Here is a 24,602-nt window from a genome sequence, read left to right as displayed (position 1 = left end):
CTTCAGCATCCAGCGAAGCACCTGGGTCTGGATCGATCCGGTCAACGGCTGGCTGGTGATCGACTCTGGCAGCACTTCAATTGCCGATGACGTCCTGAAGTTATTGCTGGCGTCAGTTGATCGCTTGCAGATTTCTGGCCTGCGCACAGTTCATTCGCCGCTGTCCTCGATGACAAACTGGCTGGTGGCCGACGAAGCACCTCACGGTTTCACTGTCGACCAGGACACCGAGCTACGCGCCACCGGCGAAGGCAAGGCCACCGTGCGTTATATCCGCCATACCTTGGAAGCCGACGACACCCGCCGCCATATCGCGTCAGGAAAGCAGTGCACGCGCCTAGCGATGACCTGGGCCGATCATATCTCGTTCGTGCTGACCGAGTCGCTGGCGATCAAGCGTATCGCCCCGCTCGACGTCTTGAAAGATGACAACGACACCAGTAGCAAGAACGACGCCGAGCGCTTCGATGCCGACGTCATGCTGATGACAGCTGAATTGAACAAGATGCTGGGTGATCTGGTGTTTGCGCTCGGCGGGGAAACGCCCGATGAATTCAGACCCGCAACAAACGTTGATGGCCAGGCGCGTGCCGCCGTCGCCAAGTTTGAGAGTCACCTCCGCGAACATGGCGCAACAGCGACGATTAGTCACGCTGGAACCGAACTCATACGCTTCGGCGAGGGCGTGGACCCACTGTATGCCCAAGCTGTTGCCATTGTCCGCGAGCAGCGACGCCCATCTATTTCTCTGGTCCAGCGCCACCTCCGTATTACCTATAACCGCGCCGCGCGCCTTCTTGTGCAAATGGAAGCCGACGCAATCGTCGACCCTATGCAGCGCGATGGCACTCGTCCCCTGTTAAAGCCGGAAGCCTAACCCTCTACCCCATCCTCCCAGCCACCCAAGAAGAAAAGGAACGTCATGAAAGCCAAATCTCAAAATCGTACAGTCGCTTATATGCTGGACGTCGTGCTAGATCAGCAGAACCTCAGAAACGATGCCGCCCTCGCCCGCGCTCTTAAAGTGGCGCCGCCCGTCATCAGTAAGATCCGTAATGGCGTGCTACCGCTTGGCTCATCCGTGCTGGTGAGACTGCACGAATTCACCCGCATGTCCACGATAGAAATCAAAACCCTGGCGGGGATCGCATAACCATGTTAAGTCCTCGAATCCGCGTTATCTGTCCAATCGACCCCATATTCCAATGCCAAGTCAACAGCCTCTTGCTGAGACAAACAGATCTTCATCGCCGGAACAGTCTTGCGCGCCAACAACTCCATACACTTTTCGGAATCCTCGTCAAATGTATAAATTGTCACGTACGGAATCCACGGTCCTTGGCCCACGATAGCTTGCATTCCCTCACCGCAGATGGAATATTTTTCGGTTTGCAAATATTGCATTTCAACCTCCCTCTGTTGCTTTCATTACGACATGAGCGCGAGATTGCGAAGGTTGCATGAAACAACTACTCCCCATCGTCAATCAGCTGATGCGCCTTCGAGATAGCCGCTTCCAGACACGCCTGGCCGTTAGGATATTGCTCTGGCGGCGTGACCCGCTGATCGCTTGCCCCCCCATTTTCATGTCTAGTGATGACAATACCCGCCGTATAGAAAAACGCAATGGGTGTACCGTCCTCGGCGAGTTCCGTGGGGTGCAAATGAAGGCTTATAGAAATGTCACACCCTTCGTAATTTTCTTGGTGTTCGGAAAAAGACATAGCGCTCTCCTTGAAGGAAAGGTAATCCTATCATGACAACAAGCCCAGCAACCCTAATAGACGAAGCCGCCTTACTTGACGACCACGCAGTCGACCTGGTCGCCAAGGCCATGAAAGCGAAGCTGAAACTGAAGCGCGAACAAGGCTTCGGCGGATGGGAGGATATAACCAAATGTACCGGCACGCGCCTGACAGAGCTTCTCCTTGGCGCTGTAGCCAAGGGAGACCCAGTCGACGTCGCCAACTTCGCAATGATGCTGTTCTGCCGGCACGAAGATCACCATGCCCTCAAGGCGGCATACGAAAAAATTGGACCGGAAGCGCTTTCTTGCACCGCGCAATGGGCGGCGTTCCCCGCCAAGTGCCCTATCACGCGCCGCGACTTCTTCATGGTGATCGGGCATCCGGAGCTTGGGATGGTACCGACATACGGCGGCCCGTTTGATAGCTACACCATTCCTGAAATGGACGGCGAACCGACCGAGCAGTTTCAAGAGCGCGCGCTGTTCGTCCGCCGATACGATCACGACCGCGGCTACTGGGTTGATAACGAAGATCTCCCGATGCGTGTAATCAGCGAAAACTCGTTGCAGGAGCTTCAGGAAGGAGACCTGTAATGACGTGCGAATATGTCCGCAAGCACTACGGCGTGCCGGCAGAGCTCGGCCGTGGTGTCACCGTCTATGGCAAACCCGGCGTCATTGCAGCTGATCGCGGTCACTACATCGGCGTTGTATTTGATGGTGACAAACCTCACCAGATCAGCAATTGCCATCCAACCGCCGGCGTTGAATACGGCGAAATTCGCTCCTTACCATTGATGACTCGGCCCCAGAAGAACTACAGCGACTTCCTTCAGGCGGATTGGTTTCAAGGCACGTTTGTCGAATGGATCCGCGCCAGAAAGATAACTTCATGATCAACATTACTGAACTACTGCGGCGCCAAGTCAGCGAATGGCAGACTGAAGTATCCCGACTGCAAGGTCTGATCGCCATCGCTACAGAAAATAGCGCGCCCCCATCTTCGCCACAACAGCTGCTGATTGACGTTGGCACCGGCAAGATTGCGCACATTTACGGCGGCGAATGCCCAGATGAATTGGAAGGACGTGATACACGGGATCCAGAATGCCCAGCCTGTCAGGTGCTCACCCGCGCCGTACTGGCCGCGCCGCAACAGGTGCCAGTGTCAATGTTGAACGGATGGAAATTGGTTCCGGCTGATCCTACTGACGCTATGCAAATGGCAGGTGCAGAATCAATCGGATTCGACACGACTGCAATCAACAAAATATGGACAGGCAATAAAGCATACCGCGCCATGATCGCAGCCGCGCCGATGCCGCCGCCAACAGATCCGATACTGTGTGATGAGGATCGTTCTGATGCGCTTCAGGATTTGCAATTCGTCGCTGGCTTCGAGGCGGGATGGAGCGCCGGCGTTGATGGCAACGAGGCATTGCTAAGCAAAGTTCGGGAGAGAAGCAAACCCGCGCGAGTCGTACTCGCCAAGGTGCAACAAAACAAACCACAAATTATTCCGGAAATTATTCCAGCGCCATCGGGTCCGGTACTGAGTGATGCGGAAATTATTAGGTGTTTAAGCTACAAATTTGCTCTGCATAGTGGGCGAGGTGAGCATGCCTATATTAAGTGCCATCACTGGTACGCCACCGCCGACGACTTGATTTCAGCCGGCCGCGACCTACTCGCCAAGGTACGGCCATGAAGATCGCTCACAAAGCTGCAAAGCTGAATCACCTGACGGGCGGCGTATCGGCACTCTGTTTTAAATCGCCGCGCTCAATAAATATGAAAACATCCACATGGGTGATCAACAGAGAGGCGGTAACTTGCCCTCGCTGTCTTGCAGCCCTTGCAGCTCTCAAGGTACGACCATGAAAGAAATACCCATCCTATATACCGGCGCCATGGTGCGCGCCCTGCTGGCCGACGACAAGACCCAGACACGGCGAACTTGCAAGTTGCAGCCGCACGTCGGCAGCGGCATGACCTGGTGGCCCGATGGAAAAGGCACTGATACAGGTACCTCAGGAGGCGCGCCGGGATGCTATCTGGATCTCTGCCCCTTCGGACAGCCAGGCGATCGGCACTGGGTGCGCGAGACATGGCAGCACAGTAATTGGCCGCACGGCCCCTTCGATGAAGATTGCGATATTTTCTATCGTGCCGACTACATGGATGACCCGCACGGACCTGACGGCGAGCTATCGCCGGAGGGGAAATATCGGACCTGGCGACCATCGATTCACATGCCGCGCGCCGCCAGCCGCATCATGCTGGAAGTCATGAACGTGCGTGTCGAGCGACTGCAGGACATCAGTGAGGCAGATGCCTTTGCCGAAGGCGTGTCCGCTCTTAACAGTCGCCACGCTGGGGCAGCGTATGTCACGGACGTAAGACTCGCCTATGAGCTGCTATGGAAATCCCTCTACGGCGCCGGCAGCTGGGATGCAAACCCGTGGGTGTGGGTTGTAAAATTTCGACGTGTTACTGAACAGGTGCAATGATGATAAATAAACCGTTACTTACCGCGGCCGAGTCGGCTGAATACTTATCCATCGGCGTATCCACTCTTTGGCGATACGTCAAAGAGAACATAGCCCCCCGACCTGTCAAAATTGGAGCAGCTACTCGCTGGCGCCGATCAGACCTTGATGAACACATTGCGCATCTATCCAATCGGACCACCACTGCATCATGATCCGGCGCTGGTCCAGATATTCGGCGCGATTGTACGATGCCCGGACTTCATCTTTCTCTTTGTGGGAAAGCTGGCGTTCGATGGCGTCGGCGTCGAAGTCTGTTTTCTCGTTAAGCACGGAACTCGCCAGCGCGCGGAATCCGTGAACCGTCATGCGCCCGCGGTATCCGAGCCGGTATAGTGCAAAAAGTAGCGTATTCTCGCTGACAGGGTGTCCAAAGCGGAGTGGCGAATTTAGAATATACGGCGATTTCCCGGCCAATACAGCGAGCTCTCGCAGTAGTTTGATGGCCTGCTTGCTGAGCGGGACAACATGCGGCTTGCGCAGCTTCATTCGGTCTTCAGGCACGACCCAGACCGCATCCTCGTAGTTAATCTCCGTCCATTGCGCCACGCGCAGCTCTTTGGTCCGCACAAATATATGCGCCATGAGCATCAGCCCCAACTCCGTGACCGGCTCGTCATAGGTCGCAATGGCAGCGAATAGCGCCGGCGCCTCACCTGGCGGGATAGACGGCATCGGCTTTTTGCGTTTGCGCTGTTCGATCACCCGGGTCAGATCATTGGCGGCGTGCGCCTCGATCAAGCCGGCATCCTGAGCATAGTCAAATACCATATTGATTCTGCCAGCTACGCGATGGGCGGTTTCCACAACGCCAGATTCGGCGACAAGACGCACGATGTTGACCAGTTCCTGCCGCTTGATCTGGTCGATGGGCTTGCCACCAATATGCGGGTATACGTATTGCTCTATGGTCTTTGCAACCTGGAGCTGGTGCTTGGGATTTGAAAGAGTCGGTAATTTGATTTTTAACCAAGCCTCCGCGACTTTCTTGAAAGTCGGTGCAGTGTCACTGGCCGGAGCATCCTGGACGTCGCGAAACTGGACATGAGCCATACGCGCGTCGGCAAGCGACATCGCCGGATACTGACCAAAAGTTTTTGTCTTGTCCTTGCCACCGTCGAGGTAATTGCAGCGCCACGACTTCGTGCCTGAAACCGCAACGTATAGGTACAACCGATTGGCATCGGTCAGCTTGTAGGGCTTATCTTTCGGTTGCGCTGCGGAAACCTGTTTTGCTGTTAGAGGCATGGTGATGTGGTATCCAGTGGTTGATACCACAATAAAATACCACATTAGCTGTCAGATAAGCAAAAACCGAACGGGACAGCTTGAGAGAGAGAAAGACCGGACAGCCGCATAAACAAAAGCCCCGCAGAGACTTTAAGGATCTTTGCGGGGCTTTCTGATACATATACTGGCGGAGAGGGTGGGATTCGAACCCACGGTACGATTTAACGTACGCTTGATTTCGAGTCAAGTACATTCGACCACTCTGCCACCTCTCCGGTTTTTGGTCGACTTGCTGTGTTTAATGCAGCAAAGCGCAAGATTATAGCAGGCTTTTTTTGATAATGGGAAGGCTTTTTATTACCTCCCCATCACAGCCCCTTTGCGCATTTTAACGCACAAAATAAGCTCGTTAAATCAACTACTTATACGCTCAGCTTAGTAATCCCACCCATGTACGGATGCAGCACCGCCGGGATGTCGACGCTGCCGTCGGCTTGCTGGAAGTTCTCCAGGATCGCTACCAGGGTGCGGCCGACTGCCAGGCCGGAACCGTTCAGGGTGTGCACCAGCTCGGTCTTGCCCTGAGCGTTGCGGAAGCGGGCTTGCATGCGGCGCGCCTGGAAGGCTTCGCAATTGGAGATCGAGGAAATTTCGCGGTAGGTGTTCTGTGCCGGCAGCCAGACTTCCAGGTCGTAGGTCTTGGCGGCGCCGAAGCCCATGTCGCCGGTGCACAGCGATACCACGCGGTACGGCAGGCCGAGTTTCTTCAGGATGTTTTCGGCGTGGCCGACCATCTCTTCCAGTGCTTCATAGGATTTTTCCGGATGGACGATCTGCACCATTTCGACCTTGTCGAACTGATGCTGGCGGATCATGCCGCGGGTGTCGCGGCCGTAGCTGCCGGCTTCGGAACGGAAACATGGGGAATGGGCGGCCATCTTCAGCGGCAGCGTTTCGCCGGCCAGGATTTCGTCGCGCACGATGTTGGTCAGCGGCACTTCCGCCGTCGGGATCAGGTACAGCGCGGCAGCGTCGGCGGCTTGCTCGCCTTCCTGGCCGCCCTTCTTGACCGCGAACAGGTCTTCTTCAAACTTAGGCAGCTGGCCGGTGCCGCGCAGGGAGTCGGCGTTGACGATGTAGGGTGTGTAGCATTCGGTGTAGCCGTGCTCGGCGGTCTGCGTGTCCAGCATGAACTGGCCGAGCGCGCGGTGCAGGCGGGCGATGCCGCCCTTCATGACTGAGAAGCGCGAGCCGGTGAGCTTGGCGGCGACGTCGAAATCGAGGCCGAGGGCGGCGCCGACGTCGACGTGGTCGCGCACTTCGAAATCGAAGCTGCGCGGCGTGCCGACCTTGCGTACTTCGACATTGGCGGCTTCATCGGCGCCGACCGGCACCGATTCGTGCGGCAGGTTGGGCACGGCCAGCAGGAAGGTGCTGACCTGTTCCTGCACCTGGTCCAGGCGGCTCGCTGATGCCTTCAATTCGTCGGCGATGCCGGCGACTTGCGCCATTACGGCCGATGCGTCTTCGCCCTTGCCTTTGAGCATGCCGATCTGCTTGGACAGCGAGTTGCGCTGGCCCTGCAATTCTTCGGTGCGGGTCTGGATTTGCTTGCGCTCGGCTTCCAGGGCATTGAAGCTAGTGACGTCGAGCTTGTATTTGCGCGTGGCGAGACGGTCGGCGGCGCTGGCGATGTCTTTGCGAAGAAGTTGGATGTCGATCATGGACGTAGGTAAATGGACGAAAGAATAAGCCGCCATTGTACCAAGCCCGGCCAGTGCTCGGCCAGCCAATCTGATCGAGCGGAATTGCTAAAAACACAAATTATTTCAGGCAACTCGGTAGAGATGTGAATGATATTGAAGAGTGACAGCCCATACAGCTACTCCGTCATCCCCGCGAACGCGGGGATCCATACTACTGAGCAAGGTAGTGAAAATGGATTCCCGCGTTCGCGGGAATGACGGTCGCCGAAACGGGGTCGCCTAGACGACGCAAGAGATTCCCGGGACCGCACCCTGCCCGTTTAATTGGCCAGGTCGACCTTGCTGAAGTCGTGCAAGGCGAAGGCGGACATCTTGAAGCCGATCACCTGCTTGCGGATCGGCGTATGGGTCAGCGAGTGCGCCAGCGGGATCCATGGCGCTTCTTCGTGTGCGATCAGCTGCGCCTGCTCATACAGCTTGGCGCGCTCGTCCTGCTTCGGCGTCAGCTTGGCTTTCTGGATCAAGGCTTCGAAATCCTTGTTGCACCAGCGCGCGGTGTTGCCGCCGCTGCGCACCGATTCGCAGCCTAGCAAGGTGGCGAAGAAATTGTCCGGATCGCCGTTGTCGCCCGACCAGCCGAACATCATTGCCTGCTGTACGCCCTGCTTGCTGCGTTTCAGGTATTCGGTCCATTCGTAGGTATTGAGCGTGGCCTTGACGCCGATCTTGGCCCAGTCGGCCTGGATCAGTTCCGCCATGCGCTTGCCGTCCGGATTGTAGGGACGGGTCACCGGCAAATACCACAGATCGACCGCGACGCCGTTCGGATAGCCGGCCTTGGCCAGCAAGGCCTTGGCCTTGGCTGGATCGTAGGCGTAATCCTGGATCTTGTCGTTATAACTCCACAGCGTCGGCGGAATCGCGTTCTTGGCGATCTGGCCGGCGCCCTGGTAGACCGTTTTCAGAATCGTCTGCTTGTCGGTGGCCAGGTTGAGCGCCTGGCGCACCAGCTTGTTGTCGAACGGCTTTTTCTCGACGTTGAAGGAGATGTAGCCGACGTTCAGGCCTTCCTTGGTCAACAGGGTAATCGCTGGATCGTTTTTCATGAGCTCGATGTCGGCCGGCTTGGGAAACGCCATCACCTGGCATTCGTTGGCCTTGAGCTTGGCGTAGCGTACCGAAGCGTCCGGCGTGATCGCGAAAATCAGGTTATCCAGTTTTGGCCTGCCGCCCCAATAGGCGTCGAAGGCCTTGTAGCGGATCACGGCATCCTTCTGGTAGGAGACGAACTGGAACGGGCCGGTGCCGATCGGATCGCGGTCGATCACATCGGGTGTCCCCGCGGCTTTCATCTTGTCCGCATATTCGGCTGACAGAATCGAGGCGAAGTCCATGCCAAGGTTGGCGATGAACGGCGCTTCCGGGTGCTTCAGCTTGAACACCACGGTGTAGTCGTCGGCCTTGCTGACCTTGTCGACGATCTTGTCCATGCCCATGTCGAGGAAATAGCTGAAACTGGCGCCGGTCGACAACTTATGGAAAGGATGGTTGACATCCGCCATGCGGTTGAAGGAAAACAGGACATCGTCGGCGTTGAAATCGCGGCTCGGTTTGAATTTCGCGCTGCTGTGGAACTTGACGCCCTTGCGCAGCTTGAAAGTATAAGTCAGGCCATCGTCCGACACGGTCCACGATTCCGCCAGAGCCGGGACGATCTTGGTGGTGCCGAGTTCAAAGGCGACCAGGCGGTTGTACAACGGCACCGAGGAGGCATCGAAGGTGGTACCGGTGGTGAACAGTTGCGGATTGAAACCTTCCGGGCTGCCTTCCGAACAAAACACCAGGGTTTTTGCCGCCAGCGCCACATTCGTGGTGGCGCCGAGGACCGCGGCCATGCCGATGGCGGCAGCCAGTTTCAACTTCTTGCTCATGCAATTCCTTCTCAATGGATTTCTTCCACCCGGTGGCAGGCCACCATGCTGCCGCCGAATTCGCGCAGCAGCGGCACTTCCTGGCGACAGCGTTCGATCGCGTGCGGGCAACGGTTATTGAAACTGCAGCCTGGCGGCGGCGCCAGCGGCGACGGCAGCTCGCCCGGCAGCATCATCTTTTGCTGGCGCTGCGCCGGATCGATGCGCGGCGTGCTGGCCAGCAGCGCCTTGGTATAAGGATGCAGCGGATGGCTGAACACTTGCTGCTTGCTGCCGTGCTCGACCGTCTTGCCGAGGTACATCACCAGTACGTCATCGGCGATATGTTCCACCACCGACAGATTATGCGAGATGAACAGATAAGCCACGCCACTGGCTTGCTGCAGATCCATCAGCAGGTTCAGCACCTGGGCCTGGATCGAGACGTCCAGCGCCGACACCGGCTCATCGGCCACGATCACCTTGGGATCCAGCATCAGGGCGCGCGCGATCGCCACCCGCTGGCGCTGGCCGCCGGAAAACATGTGTGGATAGCGGCTATAGTGTTCCGGCCGCAGGCCGACCTTGGCCATCATGGCGCGCGCTTTTTCGGCGCGCTCGGCACTGTTCAATCCGGTGTTGATGATCAGCGGCTCTTCCAGCATCTGACCGACTTTCTTGCGCGGGTTCAGGCTGGCGTAGGGATTCTGGAAAACCATCTGCACTAGCGGCCGCACCCGTTTCAGGGTGGCGTGGTCAGCGTCGGCGATATTGGCGCCGTCCATCCACAGCTCGCCGCCGGTGGGCGGTTCGATCATGGTGATCTGGCGCGCCAGGGTCGACTTGCCGCAGCCCGACTCACCCACCACTGCCAGCGTCTTGCCCGGCTGCAGGGCGAACGAGACGCCGTCCAGCGCGCGCGCAGTCGCCTTGGGCTTGAACAAGCCTTGCGATACGCTGTAGTGCTTGATCAGATTTTTAGCTTCCAGCAGGACTACGGGATTAGCGATTTCGCTCATATTTGAATTCATCATCATGCGGCCCCGCTGCTCAGCAACGCTTCAGGTGTTTTGCGGGAAATCTCGGACCAGCCGTTGCCCGGACGGCCCTCGTGGTCGAGCGGAAAATGGCAACGCACCTGCTCCTGCGGCGCCCCCAGCAATTGCGGACGCTCGTCGCGGCAGCGCTGTTGCGCATAAGCGCAGCGCGGGCTGAGCAGGCAGCCGGCCGGCCGGTCGTACTGGCCTGGCACCACGCCGGGAATGGTCTGCAGGCGGGCGCGGCCGATATTGTGTTCGGGCAGCGCCGCCAGCAACGCCTGGGTGTAAGGATGCTTGGGGGCGTTGAAGATATCCGGCACGCGGCCGGTCTCCACCACCTGGCCGGCGTACATCACCATCACGCGCTGCGCGGTCTGTGCCACCACGCTCAGGTCATGCGTGATCAGCATCAGCGCCATGCCGCGCTCGCGCTGCAGTTGCAGCAGCAGATCCAGCATCTGCGCCTGCACCGTCACATCCAGCGCGGTGGTCGGCTCGTCGGCGATCAGCAGGCGCGGATTGCAGGCGATCGCAATCGCCACCATCACGCGCTGGCTCATGCCGCCGGACAGCTGGTGCGGGTAAGCATCGAGCCGGCGTTCCGGATCGGGAATATCGACCTGCTTGAGCAAGGTCAGCGCTTTCGCGCGCAATTCCTTCTTCGAACCACCCTGGTGCACGCGCAGGGTTTCCATCAGCTGGTACGCCACGGTAAACGAAGGATTGAGGCTGGTCATCGGATCCTGGAAAATCATGGCGATGTCCTTGCCCAGCAGGCCGCGCCTTTGCTTCTCCGGCATGGTCAGCAGGTCGCGGCCGTCGAAGGCCATGCGCTCGCCCTTGACCCGGCCCGGGTAATCGATCAAACCCATCAAGGCCAGCGATGTGACACTCTTGCCGGAACCGGATTCACCGACGATGCCGACCACTTCGCCGGCTTCGATGCTCAGGTCCAGCCCGTCCACCGCGGTGAACGGCGCTGCCGTCGAGCCGAATTCGACCCGCAGCTGTTTTATGTCTAGCAATGCCATAGTCCTGCCCTATCGTTTCAGTTTCGGATCGAGCGCGTCGCGCAGGCCGTCGCCCATCAAATTGAACGCCAGCACCGAGATCAGGATCGCCAGGCCCGGGAAAGCCACCACCCACCACGCGCTCTGGATGAATTCCATGGCGCTGGCCAGCATCGAACCCCATTCCGGCGTCGGCGGCTGCGCGCCCATGCCGAGGAAGCCGAGCGCGGCCGCATCGAGGATGGCGGAGGAGAAGCCGAGCGTGGCTTGCACGATCAAGGGCGCCAGGCAATTCGGCAAGACGCAGTTGAACATGATGCGCAAAGTACCGGCGCCGGCGATGCGCGAAGCGCTGACATAATCGCGCGACATCTCGCCGATCACCGCCGCCCGCGTCTGCCGTGCATAGTGCGGCAGCATCACCACCGCGATGGCGTACATGGCGTTCATCAGGCCAGGGCCGAGGATCGCCACCACGGCGATCGCCAGCAGCAGGCTGGGCAAGGCCAGCATGATGTCCATCAGGCGCATGATGGCGATTTCCACCATGCCGCGGAAATAACCGGCCAGCAGGCCAAGCAATACGCCAGTGGTGAGCGACAGCGAGATCGACACCAGGCCGATCAGCAGCGACAGACGGACGCCGTGGATCAGGCGCGACAGCATGTCGCGGCCGACCGGATCGGTGCCGAGCAGGAACTGGCTGCTGCCGCCTGCCTGCCAGACCGGCGGCACCAGGGTCGACTGGCGGAACTGCTCGATCGGCGAATGTGGCGCAATGATATCGGCGAACAAGGCCATCAAGACCATGGCGATGATGATTACCAGGCCGATGACGGCGCCGCGGTTCTGGCTGAAGTAGCCCCAGAATTCGCGCAGCGGATGCGGCGGCGCGCTGGCCGCCTTGGGAACGGCAATGGCTTGCGGCGCAGGCGCCTGCGTTGTGTCGGTAGTGTTCATGAGCGGTGGCGAATACGTGGATTGATTACGCCGTACAGCAGGTCGACGGCCAGGTTGACGAGGATGATGGTGATCGCCGACAGCAGGATGCCGCCCTGCACTACCGGATAATCGCGGCGCTGGATCGCAGCCACCAGCCACTTGCCGATGCCCGGCCAGGAAAAGATGGTTTCGGTCAGAATCGCGCCGGCCAGCAAGGTGCCGACCTGCAGGCCGACCACCGTCACCACCGGGATCAGCGCATTGCGCAAGGCGTGCACGCCGACCACGCGCCATGGCGACAAACCCTTGGCGCGCGCGGTGCGCACATAATCCTCGCGCAAGACTTCCAGCATGGCGGAACGCGTCATGCGCGCAATCACGGCCAGCGGGATGGTGCCGAGCGCAATGGTCGGCAGGATCAGGTGCGAGAGCGCCGACTTGAAGGCGCCGCTATCGTCCGACAGCAGGCTGTCGATCAGCATGAAGCCGGTGACCGGCGGCACGTCGAACAGGATATCGATGCGGCCCGAGACCGGGGTCCAGCCCAGCGTCACGGAAAACAGCAGGATCAGCAGCAGCGCCCACCAGAATACCGGCATCGAGTAGCCGGTGAGGGACGCGCCCATCACCGAATAATCCAGCACGGTGTTGCGCTTGAGCGCCGCCAGCATGCCGGCCGGCAGGCCGATCACCAGCGCAAACAGGATGGCGCAAAAGGACAGTTCCAGCGTCGCCGGGAACAATGTCTTGAATTCGCTCAGGACCGAGGTATGGGTCATGATCGACATGCCGAGGTCGCCCTTGAACAGATTCCCCAGGTAATTGAAATACTGCATGTAGATCGGCTGGTCCAGCCCCAGATCATGCGCCATTTGCGCATAGCGGGCCGGGTCCATGCCGCGTTCGCCGGTCATGGCTTCGACGGCGTTGCCGGGGATCAGATGTATCAATAAAAACACCAGCAGCGTGATGCCGAGAAAGGTCGGTATGACCAGGCCGACACGGCGCAGGAGGAATCCAAACATGGGAATGCCTATCGTATAAAAATATGTAGGGTGGGCACAGCGTGCCCACGCATGACCGCGATGATCGGAGTTCACGCGTGGGCACGCTGTGCCCACCCTACGTTTGCAGCCTTACTTGCCGGCCAGGTCAACCTTTTCGAAATGATGGTGCGCGAACACCGCCATCTTGAAGTTCAGCACTTCCTTGCGGATCGGCGTGAAACGCACCGAATGGGCCAGGTCGATCCATGGCGCCTCTTCATGCAGGATGACCTGCGCCTGCTCATACAGCTTGGCGCGCTCGTCCTGCTTCGGCGTCAGCTTGGCTTTCTGGATCAGCGCTTCGTAATCCTTGTTGCACCAGCGCGCGGTATTGCCGCCGCCCTTGACGCCTTCGCAGCCCAGCAGCGGCGCGAAGAAATTGTCCGGATCGCCGTTGTCGCCCGACCAGCCGAACATCATCGATTGCTGGTCGCCCTGCTTGCTGCGCTTCAGGTACTCGGTCCATTCATAAGTGGTGAGCTTGGTCTTGACGCCGATCTTGGCCCAGTCGGCCTGGATCAGTTCCGCCATGCGCTTGCCGTCCGGGTTATATGGACGGGTGACCGGCAGGTACCACATCTCGACTTCGACGCCGTTCGGGTAGCCGGCCTTGGCCAACAAAGCCTTGGCCTTGACCGGATCGTAGGTGTAATCCTGGACCTTGTCGTTATAGCCCCACAGGGTCGGCGGGATCGGGTTCTTGGCCGAGAGGCCGGCGCCCTGGTACACCGTCTTCAGGATGGTCTGCTTGTCGACCGCCATGTTGAGCGCCTGGCGCACCAGCTTGTTGTCGAACGGTTTCTTCTCGACGTTGAAGGAGATGTAGCCGATGTTCAAGCCGGGCTTGGTCATCATGGTGATGGCCGGATCGCTCTTCATCAATTCGATGTCGGCCGGTTTCGGGAACGCCATGACCTGGCACTCGTTGGCCTTGAGCTTGGCGTAGCGCACCGAAGCGTCAGGCGTGATGGCGTAGATCAGGTTGTCCAGTTTCGGCCGGCCGCCCCAGTATGGATCGAAAGCCTTGTAGCGGATCACCGCGTCTTTTTGATAGGAGACGAACTGGAACGGCCCGGTGCCGATAGGTTCGCGGTCGATCACTTCGGGTGTGCCGGCCTTCTTCATGTTGTCAGCATATTCAGCCGACAGGATGGAGGCGAAATCCATGCCCAGGTCGGCGATGAACGGCGCTTCCGGGTGCTTCAGCTTGAACACCACGGTGGTGTCGTCGACCTTTTCCACCTTGTCGATGATCTTGTCCATGCCCATGTCCAGGTAGTAGCCGAAGCTCTGGCCGGCAGCCAGCTTGTGGTAAGGATGGCTGGCGTCGCCCATGCGGTTGAACGAGAACAGCACGTCGTCGGCGTTGAAATCGCGCGTCGGCTTGAACTTGGCGCTGCTGTGGAACTTGACGCCCTTGCGCAGCTTGAAGGTGTAGGTCAGGCCGTCGTCGGAGACGGTCCAGGATTCGGCCAGGCCGGGAATCGGCTTGGTGGTGCCCAGTTCGAATTCGACCAGGCGGTTGTACATCGGCACTGACGACGCATCGAAAGTGGTGCCGGTGGTGAACAGTTGCGGATTGAAACCCTCCGGGCTGCCTTCCGAGCAGAACACCAGGGTCTTGGCGGCAGTCGCATAGCCGGCGCTGGCGCACATGACGGCGAGCAGTGCGGCTTTGGCAATCAATTTTCTTTTCATCATAGGTCTCTTTCTTCCGTTAGGTTATGGTGAAACTGATGCATTTAACAACAATTCATGTCGAGTACACAAGCTCGAATCCATATAACATTTAGATGCCGCTTTTATGCTGCAATCGCACATGGCAGCTCAGGCTGCCATCAAGGCTTCGATCTCGGCGCAGCTCTTGGGAATCGCCGGCCCCAGCACGCGCGCGCCGGAAGCCGTCACCAGCACATCGTCTTCGATGCGGATGCCGCCGAAATCCAGGTACTCGGCGAACTTCTCGTAATTGATCAGGTTACTGTGGCGCGCCTCTTCCCGCCAGCGCTGGATCAGCACCGGGATGAAATAAATGCCCGGTTCCACCGTCACCACCATGCCGGCCTGCAAAGGCTTGGCCAGGCGCAGGTTGCGCAGGCCGAACAGCTCGCTGCGGCTGACGCTGGCGTCATAGCCGACCCGGGTTTCGCCCAGGCCTTCCATGTCGTGCACGTCCAGCCCCATCTGATGGCCGAGGCCATGCGGGAAGCAGATCGCGTAAGCGCCCGACTCGACCACCTGTTCCGCCGTGCCGTGGAAGAAACCGAGTTCAGACATCGCTGCCACCATGTGGCGCGCAGCCTGCTTGTGCACTTCGAGATAGGACACGCCAGGCTGCATCATGGCTATGGCGAGCTGCTGCGCCGCCAGCACGATTTCATACAGGCTGCGCTGGCGTTCGCTGAAGCGGCCGCCGACCGGGAAGGTGCGGGTGACGTCGCTGGCATAGCCGAGGGCGCTGGAAGCGCCGGCATCGTTGACCACCAGGTCGCCGCTGCGCAAGCGGTTATGATGGTCGCGGTTGTGCAGAATCTCGCCGCTGCGGGAGAAAATCATCGGATAGGCGCCTTGCAGGCCGTGGCCGCGCATGATGCCTTCCATCGCCGCCACCACCTGGTATTCAAAGACATCGGCCTTGGCCTGCCGCATGGCCGCCAGGTGCATGTCGCGCGTGACGCTGAGGGCGTTTTCGATTTCCTCGATTTCAACGTCGCTCTTGATTTCACGCAACGCGATCACGGCCATCATCAAACTTTCGGAAGCGCCGGCCTCGCATTGCGCCGGCGTGCAGCCTAGCCAGCCGGCCAGCTGCAGGATGGTTTCGCCGCGATACGGCGGCAGATAGTGAATCGCGCGGCCCTGGCGGCGCGCCTCTGCCAGCGTTGCCGCCAGCTCGCGGGACGGCTGCACGCGCTCGATGCCAGCATCGCGGGCGCGCTGCCCCAGCGCGGCTTGCGGTCCGACCCAGATCACCTCGTTGAGGCCGGCGTCGTCGCCGAACAGGATGTCGGCGTCGGCTTCGATGTCGATCAGCCCCACCAGCTCGGGCTGGTCGAGGCCGAAGAAATAAGAGAACGAAGAATCCTGGCGAAACCAGTAATGATTGTGCGGATAGTTCATGGAAACATCGGTATTCCCCGGCAACAGCAGCAAGCCGGAAGAGAACTGCTGCTTCAGCTGCCGCCGCCGCTGTGCGTAGACGCCCGCCTCAAACATGGCGCCCCCAGCCGCTGCCGTCGCAACCGCGGCCGGCTATCGCTGACTTCCACTGCCGATACCTCATCTGCTTCATCATCTGCTTCATCGCCACTCCATGACACTGCACACTGAATATAAGTATAAGTATTACGCCGACACAGACGACAGACGCCTGCGGCAGCACCCATCCCGCACTCGCAAAAACCATGCCACAAACCGGCAGACTGGTCCTGGCGATCAAGCTCAAAAGAATTCGGTGCCGCGCAGCAGATGCTTCTGCACCGCGGGTTCGGGCTGCTGCGGCCCGTCGAACAAGGATACGGTGCCGACCCAGATCACTTCCGCCACCTGGTTTTCATGCGGCAGCGATTCGATGCTGTGAGGGATGTTGGCGTCGAAGTGCAGGCTGTCGCCGACATTCAGTACGTAATTATCGGTGCCCACCGTATAGCCGACCCGGCCGCTGAGCACATAGATCATTTCGTCGCCTTCGTGGGAGACCATCTCTGACTTGTAGCCGGCCGGCATGGTGAATTTCACCGAATGCACCTGGCTGCCGGGGAACACCGTCGACAGCCGTTCGTACTTGACGCGGCCGCTGGCCACCGAATACGGCTGGCGCTGGCCGCGGTAGGTATCGGGCTGCAGCTGCGCGGGCTGCTGGATCAGATCGCCGATGGACACGCCCAGCGCCTTGGCGATCACCACCAGCGAAGTTATCGAGGGGCTGGTGAGATTGCGCTCCAGCTGTGAAATGAAGCCGGCAGTCAAGCCGGTTTCGGTAGCGAGTTCTACCAGCGTCTTGTTGATAGCATGACGCCGCGTGCGGATAGAGATCCCCAGCTCTGGTATATCCATTCAATTGTCTCCGGCCTGTACCTGGTTTATTACATTCAAATCGGACAATGCGATCTGCGCCGCGCTGGTCCGACAGTAATTTTTTAATATTTATTTAATATGGCAATTACGATAACGACTGCAGCTGCTGCGTCCTCGGTCAGGCGTCGGAAATTATAGTCAGACTAAAACCGGAGTCAAGGATCTTTTTTAGATTACCTGAGAACGGCGGAGAAATGATGGATTGGACGAATAACGCGGCTACAACGCCGACAGCGCGCCGCCCACAACGGGGAGCGCGCATGCGATCGTTTGGTTTGACGGATGAGCAGGCGGCAACCGCGCTGCCGTCTTATCGCGGCAGCAGGTCCTGCTTCATCCAGGCGGCAGTGTCTGGTTCACCAGGCTCAGCCAGTGCAGGGTCGAATCGTCGCCCGCAGGCGCAACTTCGACCGCGGCTCGCTTGGCCGCCGCGTCGTAGGCTTCGCGGCTGACGCGCCTGGAAGCGCGCTGCTTGATGCGCAAGGTCCATTCATCGCCATAGTCGACGATGTTGTCAAACGCCGCCTGCAGCCTGGGATCGTCCTCGATGTTTTCAGCGAGACGGCGCCACAGGTTGCTCTGGTTCCAGCGCATGAAGCGCATGTAGGTGGTGTTCCACTTGCCGAACCGCAGCGGCAGGTCGCGCCATAGGCGGCGGCTGCCTGAAATCCACAAGACGGCGTCGATGAACAGGCGGTTGTCGCGCCCCCTGGCGCCGGCATCCCCCTCTTTTCCGCGCAGCATGGGCTCCAGCTTCTCCCATTGCTCATCTTTCAGCTTCATATACGATGCGCTGGCGATATTTTGTTTTTTCCCCGAGAAAACCGCACTCTCGGCATGGCCCCGATTGCTTGCGTAGATGCTTGACATGGCTGCTCACTTCTTTTCGGTCACGACATGACTACTTTCAACTCCCCTACCTTGCTTGCCCCGCGAGCATGCAAAAAAGGGCCATTTCGGCCCAAAATAATTTGTAACAGCGGAATTTACCGTGGCGACGGCAATCAGGCGCGCCGTTTCATCAGGGCCGCATTCTGGCTCTGGATATTTTTCTGGCAACGGAAACAGACCCAGCGCCGGGTTTTATTGCGCATGACGAAATCGCCCTCGCCGGCCGCCACCTGGCCTTGGTGATGCGAACAAAAGCGCTTGCCAGTCGCCTCGGCGGCCGCCTGGGTCAGCAATGAAAGCCGGTCCGACCGGTCCATATAAGCAGTCATGCTCGACTCCTTTCTCTACGTTCTGGACAAAGAAGGCTGCCCGGCTCGCCCAGGACAGCCATGGAAATCAGTCCGGCGAGCCGGACTCGCCATCAAGACTTGAAGGCGTAGAAGCCATTGCCGACCTGCGTGCCATCCGGTCCGGCGGTGGTCTTGCCGTTCTTGACGGAAAAATACATCCTGCGCCCGTAGAAAAACTGTAGCGGCCAGTCAAACACGTTAAGCGCACCGCCGTCGAAAGACACGCTGCCCAGTCCGTTCAGGGCGGCATTGTTGGTGCTCAGGATCTGTTCGGCGTTGCCGATCGAGAAGTCCATCGGCACGCTGACGGTGCCGTCATTTCCGGTCAGTACCGCCGACAGCGCGACCGCCGACGCCGGGCAGTAGAAGCCGCCGCCATAGGACGCCAGGTTGCTTGGGCATTGCGGCAGCAGCGACACGTCTGGCGTATTGAACGAATAGTAGGCGCTGCCGCTGTCGATGAAAGTGTAATTGTAGTCATGGCCGCTGAAGGTGGTTTTCAGCAAGGCGTTGCCGAAGACATTGGCGAGCACCGGATAGACCTTTGCCGACACTCCCTGCAACTGATTGTTGCTCTGCGTGCCGATGCCGAAAGTCATGCTGCCGGTCAGCGTGGTCACGCCTGGCACCGGCACCGCCGGCAGGTCGATGATGACGCCGTTATTGTCCACCGCGAACTTGGTCTGCGGGCTGACGCTGGGCGTGGCGACAGGCGCGTTGAGCTCAGTGCCGGCGCAGCCGGCCGCAGGACAAGAGTAATACGAACCTGTGTCCACGCCCTCCAGGCTGGCGCCGATCAGGCCGCTGACGCCGGCCACCGCCGGGTCGCTGTTGGACTGGCTGCCGTGGCCATCGGAACAGTCTGCCGGTACTTTGCTAAAGCTGGGATCGTCCTGCAGCTGCGTCGGCACGGCAGCCGCGCTTTCACCACCGATCTGGACGTCGGCGCTGACCAGCGAACCCCAGTTGAAACTGGTGACGTATTGTTCGCACAAAGCCAGCACATTGCCGCTGACTTTCGGATCGGCGATCGGCTTGAGCGCCTGCTTGAGCCTGGCGTTGATGACCGAAGAAGCAATGTGCAGACCGGAAGAACCGGTATCCACCATGACGTGGTCGATGGTCTGGCAGTTGCTCGGATCGCCCGGCGCGCACAAGGTGACGCTGATGAAAGGCCGCAGGCTGGTGGCCTTGTTCGGACCGGAATCGATCACCAGCGGCACTACGTTGGCGGCGGCCGGGGCGCCCGCCGCCGGCGCCATCGCCAGCGGCGCGCTGTTGGCGGCAACGCCGGAGCCTGAGCTGCCGCCGTCGGAACACGCCGTCATCAACAGCAGTCCGTGCAAAGCCGCGATCGTCAATAATTTTCGCATGTCATTTCCCTTACGCTTACTTGATGGCGGCGGCGCTGACGCCGGCCGGCAATTGCTGTGGAAGATAGGCCTGGCCGCTGAAATTGCCCGGCAGCCCGAAGGAGCGCACCACCAGGCTGCTCTGCTGCAGCACGAAAGTGCGGCTTCCCGGGGTGCTCTGCGCCTTCAGCGCTTGCAGATAGACGCCATACATCTGATCGCCGAACACCTGGCGCAGATTGGGCTGGCTGGCGCCCTGCCAGGCGACGCCGAAGACCTGACCACCTGCCACGAACTCGCGCACTTCGGTGCCGTTCGGCAGCGCGAAAGCCTGCACGCTGTAAAGCGCGGATTGCGCCGCGCTGCTGCCGTCACGCACGGCGCCGGCCTTGGCCGCTGCCTGCGCGCTAGCGGCGGGCGTGCCGCGCAAGGCCATGCGGTCGGTTTCCACCGAACTGACGGCGCCGCCCAGCACCGCCCAGGCCGGCAGCGCTGCCGCCAGCAGCAAGGCGCCGGCGATAAATTTTGTCGGATAGCTTCTCATGCTGTCTTACCTTTCAAGAATGTGTCGGCGGCAGCTCTGCCGCACCGGACTGCTTGCCTTGCGCGCGCCAACCGCTCACTGCACAGAACGGCCGCCGTTAGCGGCGCCGCCATGGAATTTCGGCCAGGCGCTGGTGGCCAGGGCTGCCTTGCCGTTGATCGCGTACAAATGACCTTCTTCGGAACCGATGTAGATGGTGCCGTCGGCGGCAATTGCCGGCGATGCCCCGACCGTGCTCGGATTGAGCGGGCTGGCCGGCGGGATGGCAAAGCTCCACAACGCCTTGCCTGCCTTCAGCGTGGTCAGGCCGCCATGTTCCTGCGCCTGCGCATAATTCAGGTAAGACAAGCTCACGCTGTCGCTGCTGCCGGCGGCTGGCGCCGTCAATGCAGTCAGTGCGTTGTTGCCGAGGCCGAGGTAGATCGTGCCATCGGCCGCCAGGCTGGCGTCGGTGACGCCGCCGCCCACGCTGTAGGCCCAGGCCGCTGCGCCGGTCAGCGGGTTGAGGGCGTAGAACACGCCGTCGCTGCCGTTGGCGCCGACATATACCGTGCCGTCGGCGCCGATCACGGGCGAGGCCTGGACCCAGTCATTGGTGCCGTACTTCCATTTCAGCGCGCCGCTGGCGGGATCCAGCGCGCACACCAGGCCCACCGGCAGCGATTGATAGAAAGGTCCGGCGTAGCCGTCGACGCCGACATACACCGTGCCGTCAGCCCCGATGGCAGGCGAGGAATCCACCTGGATGATCGAGGGCAAAGACGACACCGCCGGATTCTTCGAAGGCGTTCTCAGGTTGCCGGCTGCATCCCGGTTGAAATAACCGTCCGCGGCGAAATCGTGATCCCACTTCTTGCTGCCGTCCGCCATCGCCAGCGCCGTCAGGTGGCCATCGTCGGATCCCACATACAGTACGCCGGCGGCGCTCAAGGCCGGCGAAGAACGTACGGTGCCGCCCAGTTTCACCGACCATTTGGAGGCGCCGCTGACGGCGTCCAGCGCGTAGACCACATTGGCGGCGGCGACATACACGCTACCGTCGGCGCCCACGGCCGGCGTCGAACTGACCACGCCGGTACTCTGGAAGGTCCATTTCAAGGTGCCGTCCGCATTCAATGCATACAGCTTCTGGTCGTAGGAACCCATATACACGGTGCCGTCCGCCGCCACTGCGGCGGAAGAGCTGATGCCGCCGATGGTGGCGCTGCCGCCCGGGTATTCCCATTTCTCGCTGCCGTCCGGCTTGACCGCGTACAGCTTGCCGGTGACCTGGTTGAGCGGCGCATTGTTAGCGCCTATGTAGATAGTGCCGTCGGCGCCGAGCGCGGGAGAGAAAAAGCCCGACAAGCCTTTGGTATCGAAGACCCATTTCTTGCTGCCGGCGACTGCCGGCGCCGGCGGCGCTACTGTCGGCGGCACCGTTGTCACCGGCGTTGTGACCGGCGCCGGTGTCGGCGCCGGATTGTTTGCGGCATTGCTTGGCGCGGAACTGGGCGCATCGCTGCCGCCGCCGCAGGCGGTCAGCATGCAGCCAAGAAAAGCCATGCACAGCGAATAGGTTCCAGACTTTGATCTCACCGGTTTACTCCCCAAATGTTATGGACACGCTGCCGCAACGGCCTGCCGCGCTTTCACTAGAGATGCCCGTCCAGAAAAGAAAAAGGGCCACATCCGGGCCCGATTATTTGTAACTGTTTGCGACAGAAAATGCCGCCACGGCTTTGATATCGATGATCGGCAAACTGCGGCCGGAGCAAAAAATAGTTGCCGCGCATGGCCTCTTTTAAATTTTCGCGGGGCAACATGAATAAGGACTGTTGATAAAACCTTCACGAAGGGTTCTCTATCAACGACCGAGTGCTCGCTTCTAAACTATAAATCGGGAGTTTTGCATATGGGCAGTTACAGAAAATGGCTGGATCCGGCCGCGGCGACCCTGGCCGCGCTGCTGGCGGCAGGCTGCGGCGACGGCAATAGTTCCGGCACGGCCGCCAGCCTGGAGAGTGCGCGAAATCAAAGCATGGCGCCGGCCGCACAAGCGCCAGGCGGCACAGCTGCGGCGGCCACCGTATCCGGCCGCATCAGCTACGATTTCGTGCCGGCGGTGGCGAGCAAGGACCGGCAAGGCCAATGGCTGGCCAAGCTTGACTACGCCAAGACTGTGCAAAAGCCGGCGCGCAATGTCGTGGTCGAATTGATCAACGATAAGACCAGCAAGGTCTTGCTGTCGACCACGACCGACACGCTCGGCAACTACAGCTTCCAGGCGCCGCTGGACACCGCAGTCCACGTGCGCGCCAAGGCGCAGATGCTGCGCAGCGCCGGCAAGGTTGCCGGGCCTAGCTGGAATTTCGCCGTGCGCGACAGTTCATCCGATGGCTACGGCGTCTCGGTCGACGGCGCCGCCCTGTTTGCGATGGATGGCGCCAGCTTCAACAGCGGCAAGAAAGCCAGCATCCACGATCTCAATGCCGCCTCGGGCTGGGATGCGGCGACGGCCAGCTACGCCAATGCACGCAGCGCCGGGCCGTTCGCCATTCTCGATACGGTCTACAGCGCCAGCCACAAGGTGCTGGAAGCCGACCAGAACCTGAGTTTCCCGCCGCTGAATGTCTTCTGGAGTCCGGGCAGCGACGACGGCACCTACTTCAGCGGCGCCGGCGACAAGACCTTGCGCGGGCTGCATATCCTCGGCCATGAGGATGTCGACACCGACGAATACGATGCCGGCGTCATCGCCCATGAATGGGGCCACTATTTCCAGGCCAGCTTCTCGCGCGACGACAGCATCGGCGGCTCGCACAGCAGCGCCAACCTGCTCGACATGCGGCTGGCGTTCAGCGAAGGCTGGGGCAACGCTTTTTCCAGCATGGCGCGCAACGATCCGATGTACGTCGACACCCAGGGACCGGCGCAAGCCAATGTCGGCGTAGTGTTCAAGGTGGACGAGATCCCGGACAATGTCGCCAAAGGCTGGTTCGGCGAAGTCGCCATACAGTCTGTGCTGTATCGCCTGCATCAGTCGCCGGATATCGGCTTCCTGCCGATCTACCAGGCCATGGCGGCGCAAAAGAAAACACCGGCCTTCACCAGCCTGTATTCCTTTGCGACTGCGCTGCGCGGCAATATCAATGCCGGCGGCCGAGCCACGCTCGACAATCTGCTGGCGGAAATCAATACCGCCAACCAGGATAAGCTCGACATGTTCGGCCTCGGGCAAAGCGCTTTGCCGCCAGCGGTGATCGCCGCCAACAAGGATTTTGTGCTGCCGGTGTATACCGCGCTGGAAGCCGGCGTAAAATCAAAGACCGGCACGGTCGGCAAGGATGCGACGGTATGCACCACCACCGCTTACGGCAAGAGCAACAAGCTGGGGGTCTACCGCTACCTGCGCTTCAGCCTGCCGCAGAGCGGCAAGCAGACGGTGCGCATCAGCGCCGACGGCGGCCTGTCTCCTTCCTTCCAGCTATACAGCAAGGGTCAGCCGATTGCCGGCAAGCTGGTGAAAGATCCGAACCTCGGCGATACCTACAACGTCGATTACGACCTGCCGGCGCAGGACGATTATGTCGCCACCATCAACGCCAGCGCCAACAGCGGCTGCTTCAAGATCTTGCTGGCGCAAGTCAAAACCGGAGAAATGCAATGACCATCGTAATGAAAACCCGCCTCCTGGCGCTGGCAGTACTGGCTTGCGGCATGCAGCATGGCATCGCCAAACCCCTGCCGGAGATCGCGCAGAAACCGGGCGTCGCCAGCCATGGCGAAAAAGTCAGCGCGCCGGTCACGGTCGAACTGGCGTCCGGCAGCGCCACCAGCAAGAACGCAATCCTGCCGATCCTGCTGCAATTCACCACCGATCAGCCGAATACGCCTCTGCACGTTGAATATCGCAGCACTGCAGGCCTGTCCGTGGTCACGCTGGGCAGCGCCAACCTGGTCAGCAACCAGGATGGCGTCGTCACCGATACGCCCAACGTCCGCGCCGCGGCCGATGGCGTGTATGAGCTGAATGTGTTCGTCACGCTGGGCGACCGCACCAAGGCGGTGTCGCTGCCGGTCACCGTCGGCAGCGCCAAGGCGGTCCGCAAGATGGCCGGCAAGGCGCTGCGCACGCCTCAGGGTGAAAACCTGACGCTGATGCCGGCGCAGGAAAAGGTGCGCTAAGCGATAGCTCGGCCCACCGGGCCGGTAGATCTTGCCGGCCC

Annotated in this window: 26 protein-coding genes, 1 tRNA gene and 1 pseudogene; 10 read left to right on the top strand and 18 right to left on the bottom strand. The window is 60.1% G+C overall.

Features of this window, described 5'->3' with window-relative positions; all coding sequences use genetic code 11:
* From VNZ65_RS01715 to VNZ65_RS01705, 3 genes and pseudogenes are all read left to right on the top strand, one after another.
* Positions 1-541 (top strand): annotated as a pseudogene (locus VNZ65_RS01715) (recombination-associated protein RdgC); the annotation flags it as partial.
* Positions 521-877 carry a DNA translocase FtsK gene (locus VNZ65_RS01710; protein ID WP_325665453.1) on the top strand — a complete coding sequence of 119 codons (357 nt, stop codon included), beginning with the start codon at positions 521-523 and terminating at the stop codon, positions 875-877. The pseudogene VNZ65_RS01715 and the gene VNZ65_RS01710, both read left to right, overlap by 21 nt.
* 45 nt (positions 878-922) lie before the next feature.
* Entirely contained in the window at positions 923-1,153 is a 231-nt protein-coding gene (locus tag VNZ65_RS01705; protein WP_325665439.1) for a hypothetical protein, read from the top strand.
* Between the two features lie 5 nt (positions 1,154-1,158).
* Here the strand turns inward: VNZ65_RS01705 and VNZ65_RS01700 are convergent, their stop codons facing one another.
* Complete coding sequence (locus VNZ65_RS01700; RefSeq protein WP_325665437.1) at positions 1,159-1,404, bottom strand: hypothetical protein; 246 nt, start codon at positions 1,402-1,404, stop codon at positions 1,159-1,161.
* A gap of 65 nt (positions 1,405-1,469) precedes the next feature.
* Positions 1,470-1,724 carry a hypothetical protein gene (locus tag VNZ65_RS01695; RefSeq protein WP_325665435.1) on the bottom strand — a complete coding sequence of 85 codons (255 nt, stop codon included), beginning with the start codon at positions 1,722-1,724 and terminating at the stop codon, positions 1,470-1,472.
* Between the two features lie 32 nt (positions 1,725-1,756).
* Here VNZ65_RS01695 and VNZ65_RS01690 point away from each other — a divergent pair, with 32 nt between their 5' ends.
* The 5 genes from VNZ65_RS01690 to VNZ65_RS01670 all read left to right on the top strand — a co-directional run bounded on the left by VNZ65_RS01690 (position 1,757) and on the right by VNZ65_RS01670 (position 4,451).
* Complete coding sequence (locus tag VNZ65_RS01690) at positions 1,757-2,341, top strand: hypothetical protein (RefSeq protein WP_325665433.1); 585 nt, start codon at positions 1,757-1,759, stop codon at positions 2,339-2,341.
* A complete protein-coding gene (locus tag VNZ65_RS01685; protein ID WP_325665431.1) occupies positions 2,341-2,643 on the top strand; it encodes a hypothetical protein in 303 nt (100 codons plus the stop codon). Before VNZ65_RS01690 ends, VNZ65_RS01685 begins: the two co-directional genes overlap by 1 nt.
* Complete coding sequence (locus VNZ65_RS01680) at positions 2,640-3,455, top strand: hypothetical protein (protein WP_325665429.1); 816 nt, start codon at positions 2,640-2,642, stop codon at positions 3,453-3,455. The genes VNZ65_RS01685 and VNZ65_RS01680 overlap by 4 nt, the downstream gene beginning before the upstream one ends.
* A 169-nt stretch (positions 3,456-3,624) precedes the next feature.
* Positions 3,625-4,257 (top strand): hypothetical protein, encoded by a 633-nt coding sequence (locus VNZ65_RS01675; RefSeq protein WP_325665427.1) that lies wholly within the window; start codon positions 3,625-3,627, stop codon positions 4,255-4,257.
* On the top strand, positions 4,254-4,451 hold the full coding sequence (locus VNZ65_RS01670) for a helix-turn-helix transcriptional regulator (protein ID WP_325665425.1): 198 nt from the start codon (positions 4,254-4,256) through the stop codon (positions 4,449-4,451). The genes VNZ65_RS01675 and VNZ65_RS01670 overlap by 4 nt, the downstream gene beginning before the upstream one ends.
* Here the strand turns inward: VNZ65_RS01670 and VNZ65_RS01665 are convergent.
* The 16 genes from VNZ65_RS01665 to VNZ65_RS01590 all read right to left on the bottom strand — a co-directional run bounded on the left by VNZ65_RS01665 (position 4,378) and on the right by VNZ65_RS01590 (position 21,972).
* Positions 4,378-5,589 carry a tyrosine-type recombinase/integrase gene (locus VNZ65_RS01665; RefSeq protein WP_325665423.1) on the bottom strand — a complete coding sequence of 404 codons (1,212 nt, stop codon included), beginning with the start codon at positions 5,587-5,589 and terminating at the stop codon, positions 4,378-4,380. The two genes, VNZ65_RS01670 and VNZ65_RS01665, sit on opposite strands and share 74 nt — an antisense overlap.
* Before the next feature lie 122 nt (positions 5,590-5,711).
* Positions 5,712-5,801: transfer RNA gene (locus tag VNZ65_RS01660), tRNA-Ser, on the bottom strand.
* A 147-nt stretch (positions 5,802-5,948) separates the two neighbouring features.
* Positions 5,949-7,250, bottom strand: a complete 1,302-nt coding sequence (gene serS, locus VNZ65_RS01655) for a serine--tRNA ligase (RefSeq protein ID WP_325665421.1) — start codon at positions 7,248-7,250, stop codon at positions 5,949-5,951.
* A gap of 302 nt (positions 7,251-7,552) precedes the next feature.
* Positions 7,553-9,163 carry an ABC transporter substrate-binding protein gene (locus VNZ65_RS01650; protein WP_325665419.1) on the bottom strand — a complete coding sequence of 537 codons (1,611 nt, stop codon included), beginning with the start codon at positions 9,161-9,163 and terminating at the stop codon, positions 7,553-7,555.
* 11 nt (positions 9,164-9,174) lie between these two features.
* Positions 9,175-10,161, bottom strand: a complete 987-nt coding sequence (locus VNZ65_RS01645) for a peptide ABC transporter ATP-binding protein (RefSeq protein ID WP_325665417.1) — start codon at positions 10,159-10,161, stop codon at positions 9,175-9,177.
* Between the two features lie 14 nt (positions 10,162-10,175).
* The gene (locus VNZ65_RS01640) at positions 10,176-11,213 is read right to left on the bottom strand and encodes an oligopeptide/dipeptide ABC transporter ATP-binding protein (protein ID WP_325665415.1); all 1,038 of its coding nucleotides are present in this window, start codon (positions 11,211-11,213) and stop codon (positions 10,176-10,178) included.
* A gap of 9 nt (positions 11,214-11,222) precedes the next feature.
* Positions 11,223-12,152 carry an ABC transporter permease subunit gene (locus VNZ65_RS01635; RefSeq protein ID WP_325665413.1) on the bottom strand — a complete coding sequence of 310 codons (930 nt, stop codon included), beginning with the start codon at positions 12,150-12,152 and terminating at the stop codon, positions 11,223-11,225.
* Positions 12,149-13,159: an ABC transporter permease subunit gene (locus tag VNZ65_RS01630; RefSeq protein ID WP_325665411.1), complete on the bottom strand. Its 1,011-nt coding sequence runs from the start codon at positions 13,157-13,159 to the stop codon at positions 12,149-12,151. The genes VNZ65_RS01635 and VNZ65_RS01630 overlap by 4 nt, the downstream gene beginning before the upstream one ends.
* 111 nt (positions 13,160-13,270) lie before the next feature.
* Positions 13,271-14,881, bottom strand: a complete 1,611-nt coding sequence (locus VNZ65_RS01625; RefSeq protein ID WP_325665409.1) for an ABC transporter substrate-binding protein — start codon at positions 14,879-14,881, stop codon at positions 13,271-13,273.
* A 126-nt stretch (positions 14,882-15,007) separates the two neighbouring features.
* Positions 15,008-16,396 carry an aminopeptidase P family protein gene (locus VNZ65_RS01620; protein ID WP_325665407.1) on the bottom strand — a complete coding sequence of 463 codons (1,389 nt, stop codon included), beginning with the start codon at positions 16,394-16,396 and terminating at the stop codon, positions 15,008-15,010.
* Positions 16,397-16,621: 225 nt separating this feature from the next.
* Positions 16,622-17,236 carry a helix-turn-helix domain-containing protein gene (locus tag VNZ65_RS01615; RefSeq protein ID WP_082807019.1) on the bottom strand — a complete coding sequence of 205 codons (615 nt, stop codon included), beginning with the start codon at positions 17,234-17,236 and terminating at the stop codon, positions 16,622-16,624.
* Positions 17,237-17,590: 354 nt separating this feature from the next.
* On the bottom strand, positions 17,591-18,127 hold the full coding sequence (locus tag VNZ65_RS01610) for a transposase (protein WP_325665403.1): 537 nt from the start codon (positions 18,125-18,127) through the stop codon (positions 17,591-17,593).
* Positions 18,128-18,261: 134 nt separating this feature from the next.
* The gene (locus VNZ65_RS01605; protein WP_325665401.1) at positions 18,262-18,477 is read right to left on the bottom strand and encodes a hypothetical protein; all 216 of its coding nucleotides are present in this window, start codon (positions 18,475-18,477) and stop codon (positions 18,262-18,264) included.
* A gap of 92 nt (positions 18,478-18,569) precedes the next feature.
* Positions 18,570-19,871: a DUF3443 family protein gene (locus VNZ65_RS01600; RefSeq protein WP_325665399.1), complete on the bottom strand. Its 1,302-nt coding sequence runs from the start codon at positions 19,869-19,871 to the stop codon at positions 18,570-18,572.
* 16 nt (positions 19,872-19,887) lie between these two features.
* On the bottom strand, positions 19,888-20,394 hold the full coding sequence (locus VNZ65_RS01595) for a DUF2844 domain-containing protein (RefSeq protein ID WP_325665397.1): 507 nt from the start codon (positions 20,392-20,394) through the stop codon (positions 19,888-19,890).
* 75 nt (positions 20,395-20,469) lie between these two features.
* On the bottom strand, positions 20,470-21,972 hold the full coding sequence (locus tag VNZ65_RS01590; protein ID WP_325665395.1) for a PQQ-binding-like beta-propeller repeat protein: 1,503 nt from the start codon (positions 21,970-21,972) through the stop codon (positions 20,470-20,472).
* A gap of 316 nt (positions 21,973-22,288) precedes the next feature.
* On the opposite strand from VNZ65_RS01590, the gene VNZ65_RS01585 reads away from it, so the two are divergent.
* Positions 22,289-24,043: a hypothetical protein gene (locus VNZ65_RS01585; RefSeq protein ID WP_325665393.1), complete on the top strand. Its 1,755-nt coding sequence runs from the start codon at positions 22,289-22,291 to the stop codon at positions 24,041-24,043.
* A gap of 8 nt (positions 24,044-24,051) precedes the next feature.
* Positions 24,052-24,561 (top strand): hypothetical protein, encoded by a 510-nt coding sequence (locus VNZ65_RS01580; RefSeq protein WP_325665391.1) that lies wholly within the window; start codon positions 24,052-24,054, stop codon positions 24,559-24,561.
* Positions 24,562-24,602 lie beyond the last annotated feature (41 nt).

This window comes from Collimonas sp., from assembly GCF_035566555.1.
Taxonomy (GTDB): Bacteria; Pseudomonadota; Gammaproteobacteria; order Burkholderiales; family Burkholderiaceae_D; genus Collimonas.
This window is presented reverse-complemented; position numbering and strand designations above follow the sequence as displayed.

Coding starts and splice junctions, on each gene's coding strand:
- VNZ65_RS01635 (WP_325665413.1), bottom strand. CDS start 12,152: ATGAACACTACCGACACAACGCAGGCGCCTGCGCCGCAAGCCATTGCC.
- VNZ65_RS01580 (WP_325665391.1), top strand. CDS start 24,052: ATGAAAACCCGCCTCCTGGCGCTGGCAGTACTGGCTTGCGGCATGCAG.
- VNZ65_RS01670 (WP_325665425.1), top strand. CDS start 4,254: ATGATGATAAATAAACCGTTACTTACCGCGGCCGAGTCGGCTGAATAC.
- VNZ65_RS01640 (WP_325665415.1), bottom strand. CDS start 11,213: ATGGCATTGCTAGACATAAAACAGCTGCGGGTCGAATTCGGCTCGACG.
- VNZ65_RS01625 (WP_325665409.1), bottom strand. CDS start 14,881: ATGATGAAAAGAAAATTGATTGCCAAAGCCGCACTGCTCGCCGTCATG.
- serS (WP_325665421.1), bottom strand. CDS start 7,250: ATGATCGACATCCAACTTCTTCGCAAAGACATCGCCAGCGCCGCCGAC.
- VNZ65_RS01585 (WP_325665393.1), top strand. CDS start 22,289: ATGGGCAGTTACAGAAAATGGCTGGATCCGGCCGCGGCGACCCTGGCC.
- VNZ65_RS01630 (WP_325665411.1), bottom strand. CDS start 13,159: ATGTTTGGATTCCTCCTGCGCCGTGTCGGCCTGGTCATACCGACCTTT.
- VNZ65_RS01615 (WP_082807019.1), bottom strand. CDS start 17,236: ATGGATATACCAGAGCTGGGGATCTCTATCCGCACGCGGCGTCATGCT.
- VNZ65_RS01650 (WP_325665419.1), bottom strand. CDS start 9,163: ATGAGCAAGAAGTTGAAACTGGCTGCCGCCATCGGCATGGCCGCGGTC.
- VNZ65_RS01685 (WP_325665431.1), top strand. CDS start 2,341: ATGACGTGCGAATATGTCCGCAAGCACTACGGCGTGCCGGCAGAGCTC.
- VNZ65_RS01700 (WP_325665437.1), bottom strand. CDS start 1,404: ATGCAATATTTGCAAACCGAAAAATATTCCATCTGCGGTGAGGGAATG.
- VNZ65_RS01675 (WP_325665427.1), top strand. CDS start 3,625: ATGAAAGAAATACCCATCCTATATACCGGCGCCATGGTGCGCGCCCTG.
- VNZ65_RS01595 (WP_325665397.1), bottom strand. CDS start 20,394: ATGAGAAGCTATCCGACAAAATTTATCGCCGGCGCCTTGCTGCTGGCG.
- VNZ65_RS01680 (WP_325665429.1), top strand. CDS start 2,640: ATGATCAACATTACTGAACTACTGCGGCGCCAAGTCAGCGAATGGCAG.
- VNZ65_RS01620 (WP_325665407.1), bottom strand. CDS start 16,396: ATGTTTGAGGCGGGCGTCTACGCACAGCGGCGGCGGCAGCTGAAGCAG.
- VNZ65_RS01605 (WP_325665401.1), bottom strand. CDS start 18,477: ATGACTGCTTATATGGACCGGTCGGACCGGCTTTCATTGCTGACCCAG.
- VNZ65_RS01645 (WP_325665417.1), bottom strand. CDS start 10,161: ATGAGCGAAATCGCTAATCCCGTAGTCCTGCTGGAAGCTAAAAATCTG.
- VNZ65_RS01695 (WP_325665435.1), bottom strand. CDS start 1,724: ATGTCTTTTTCCGAACACCAAGAAAATTACGAAGGGTGTGACATTTCT.
- VNZ65_RS01690 (WP_325665433.1), top strand. CDS start 1,757: ATGACAACAAGCCCAGCAACCCTAATAGACGAAGCCGCCTTACTTGAC.
- VNZ65_RS01705 (WP_325665439.1), top strand. CDS start 923: ATGAAAGCCAAATCTCAAAATCGTACAGTCGCTTATATGCTGGACGTC.
- VNZ65_RS01665 (WP_325665423.1), bottom strand. CDS start 5,589: ATGTGGTATTTTATTGTGGTATCAACCACTGGATACCACATCACCATG.
- VNZ65_RS01600 (WP_325665399.1), bottom strand. CDS start 19,871: ATGCGAAAATTATTGACGATCGCGGCTTTGCACGGACTGCTGTTGATG.
- VNZ65_RS01610 (WP_325665403.1), bottom strand. CDS start 18,127: ATGTCAAGCATCTACGCAAGCAATCGGGGCCATGCCGAGAGTGCGGTT.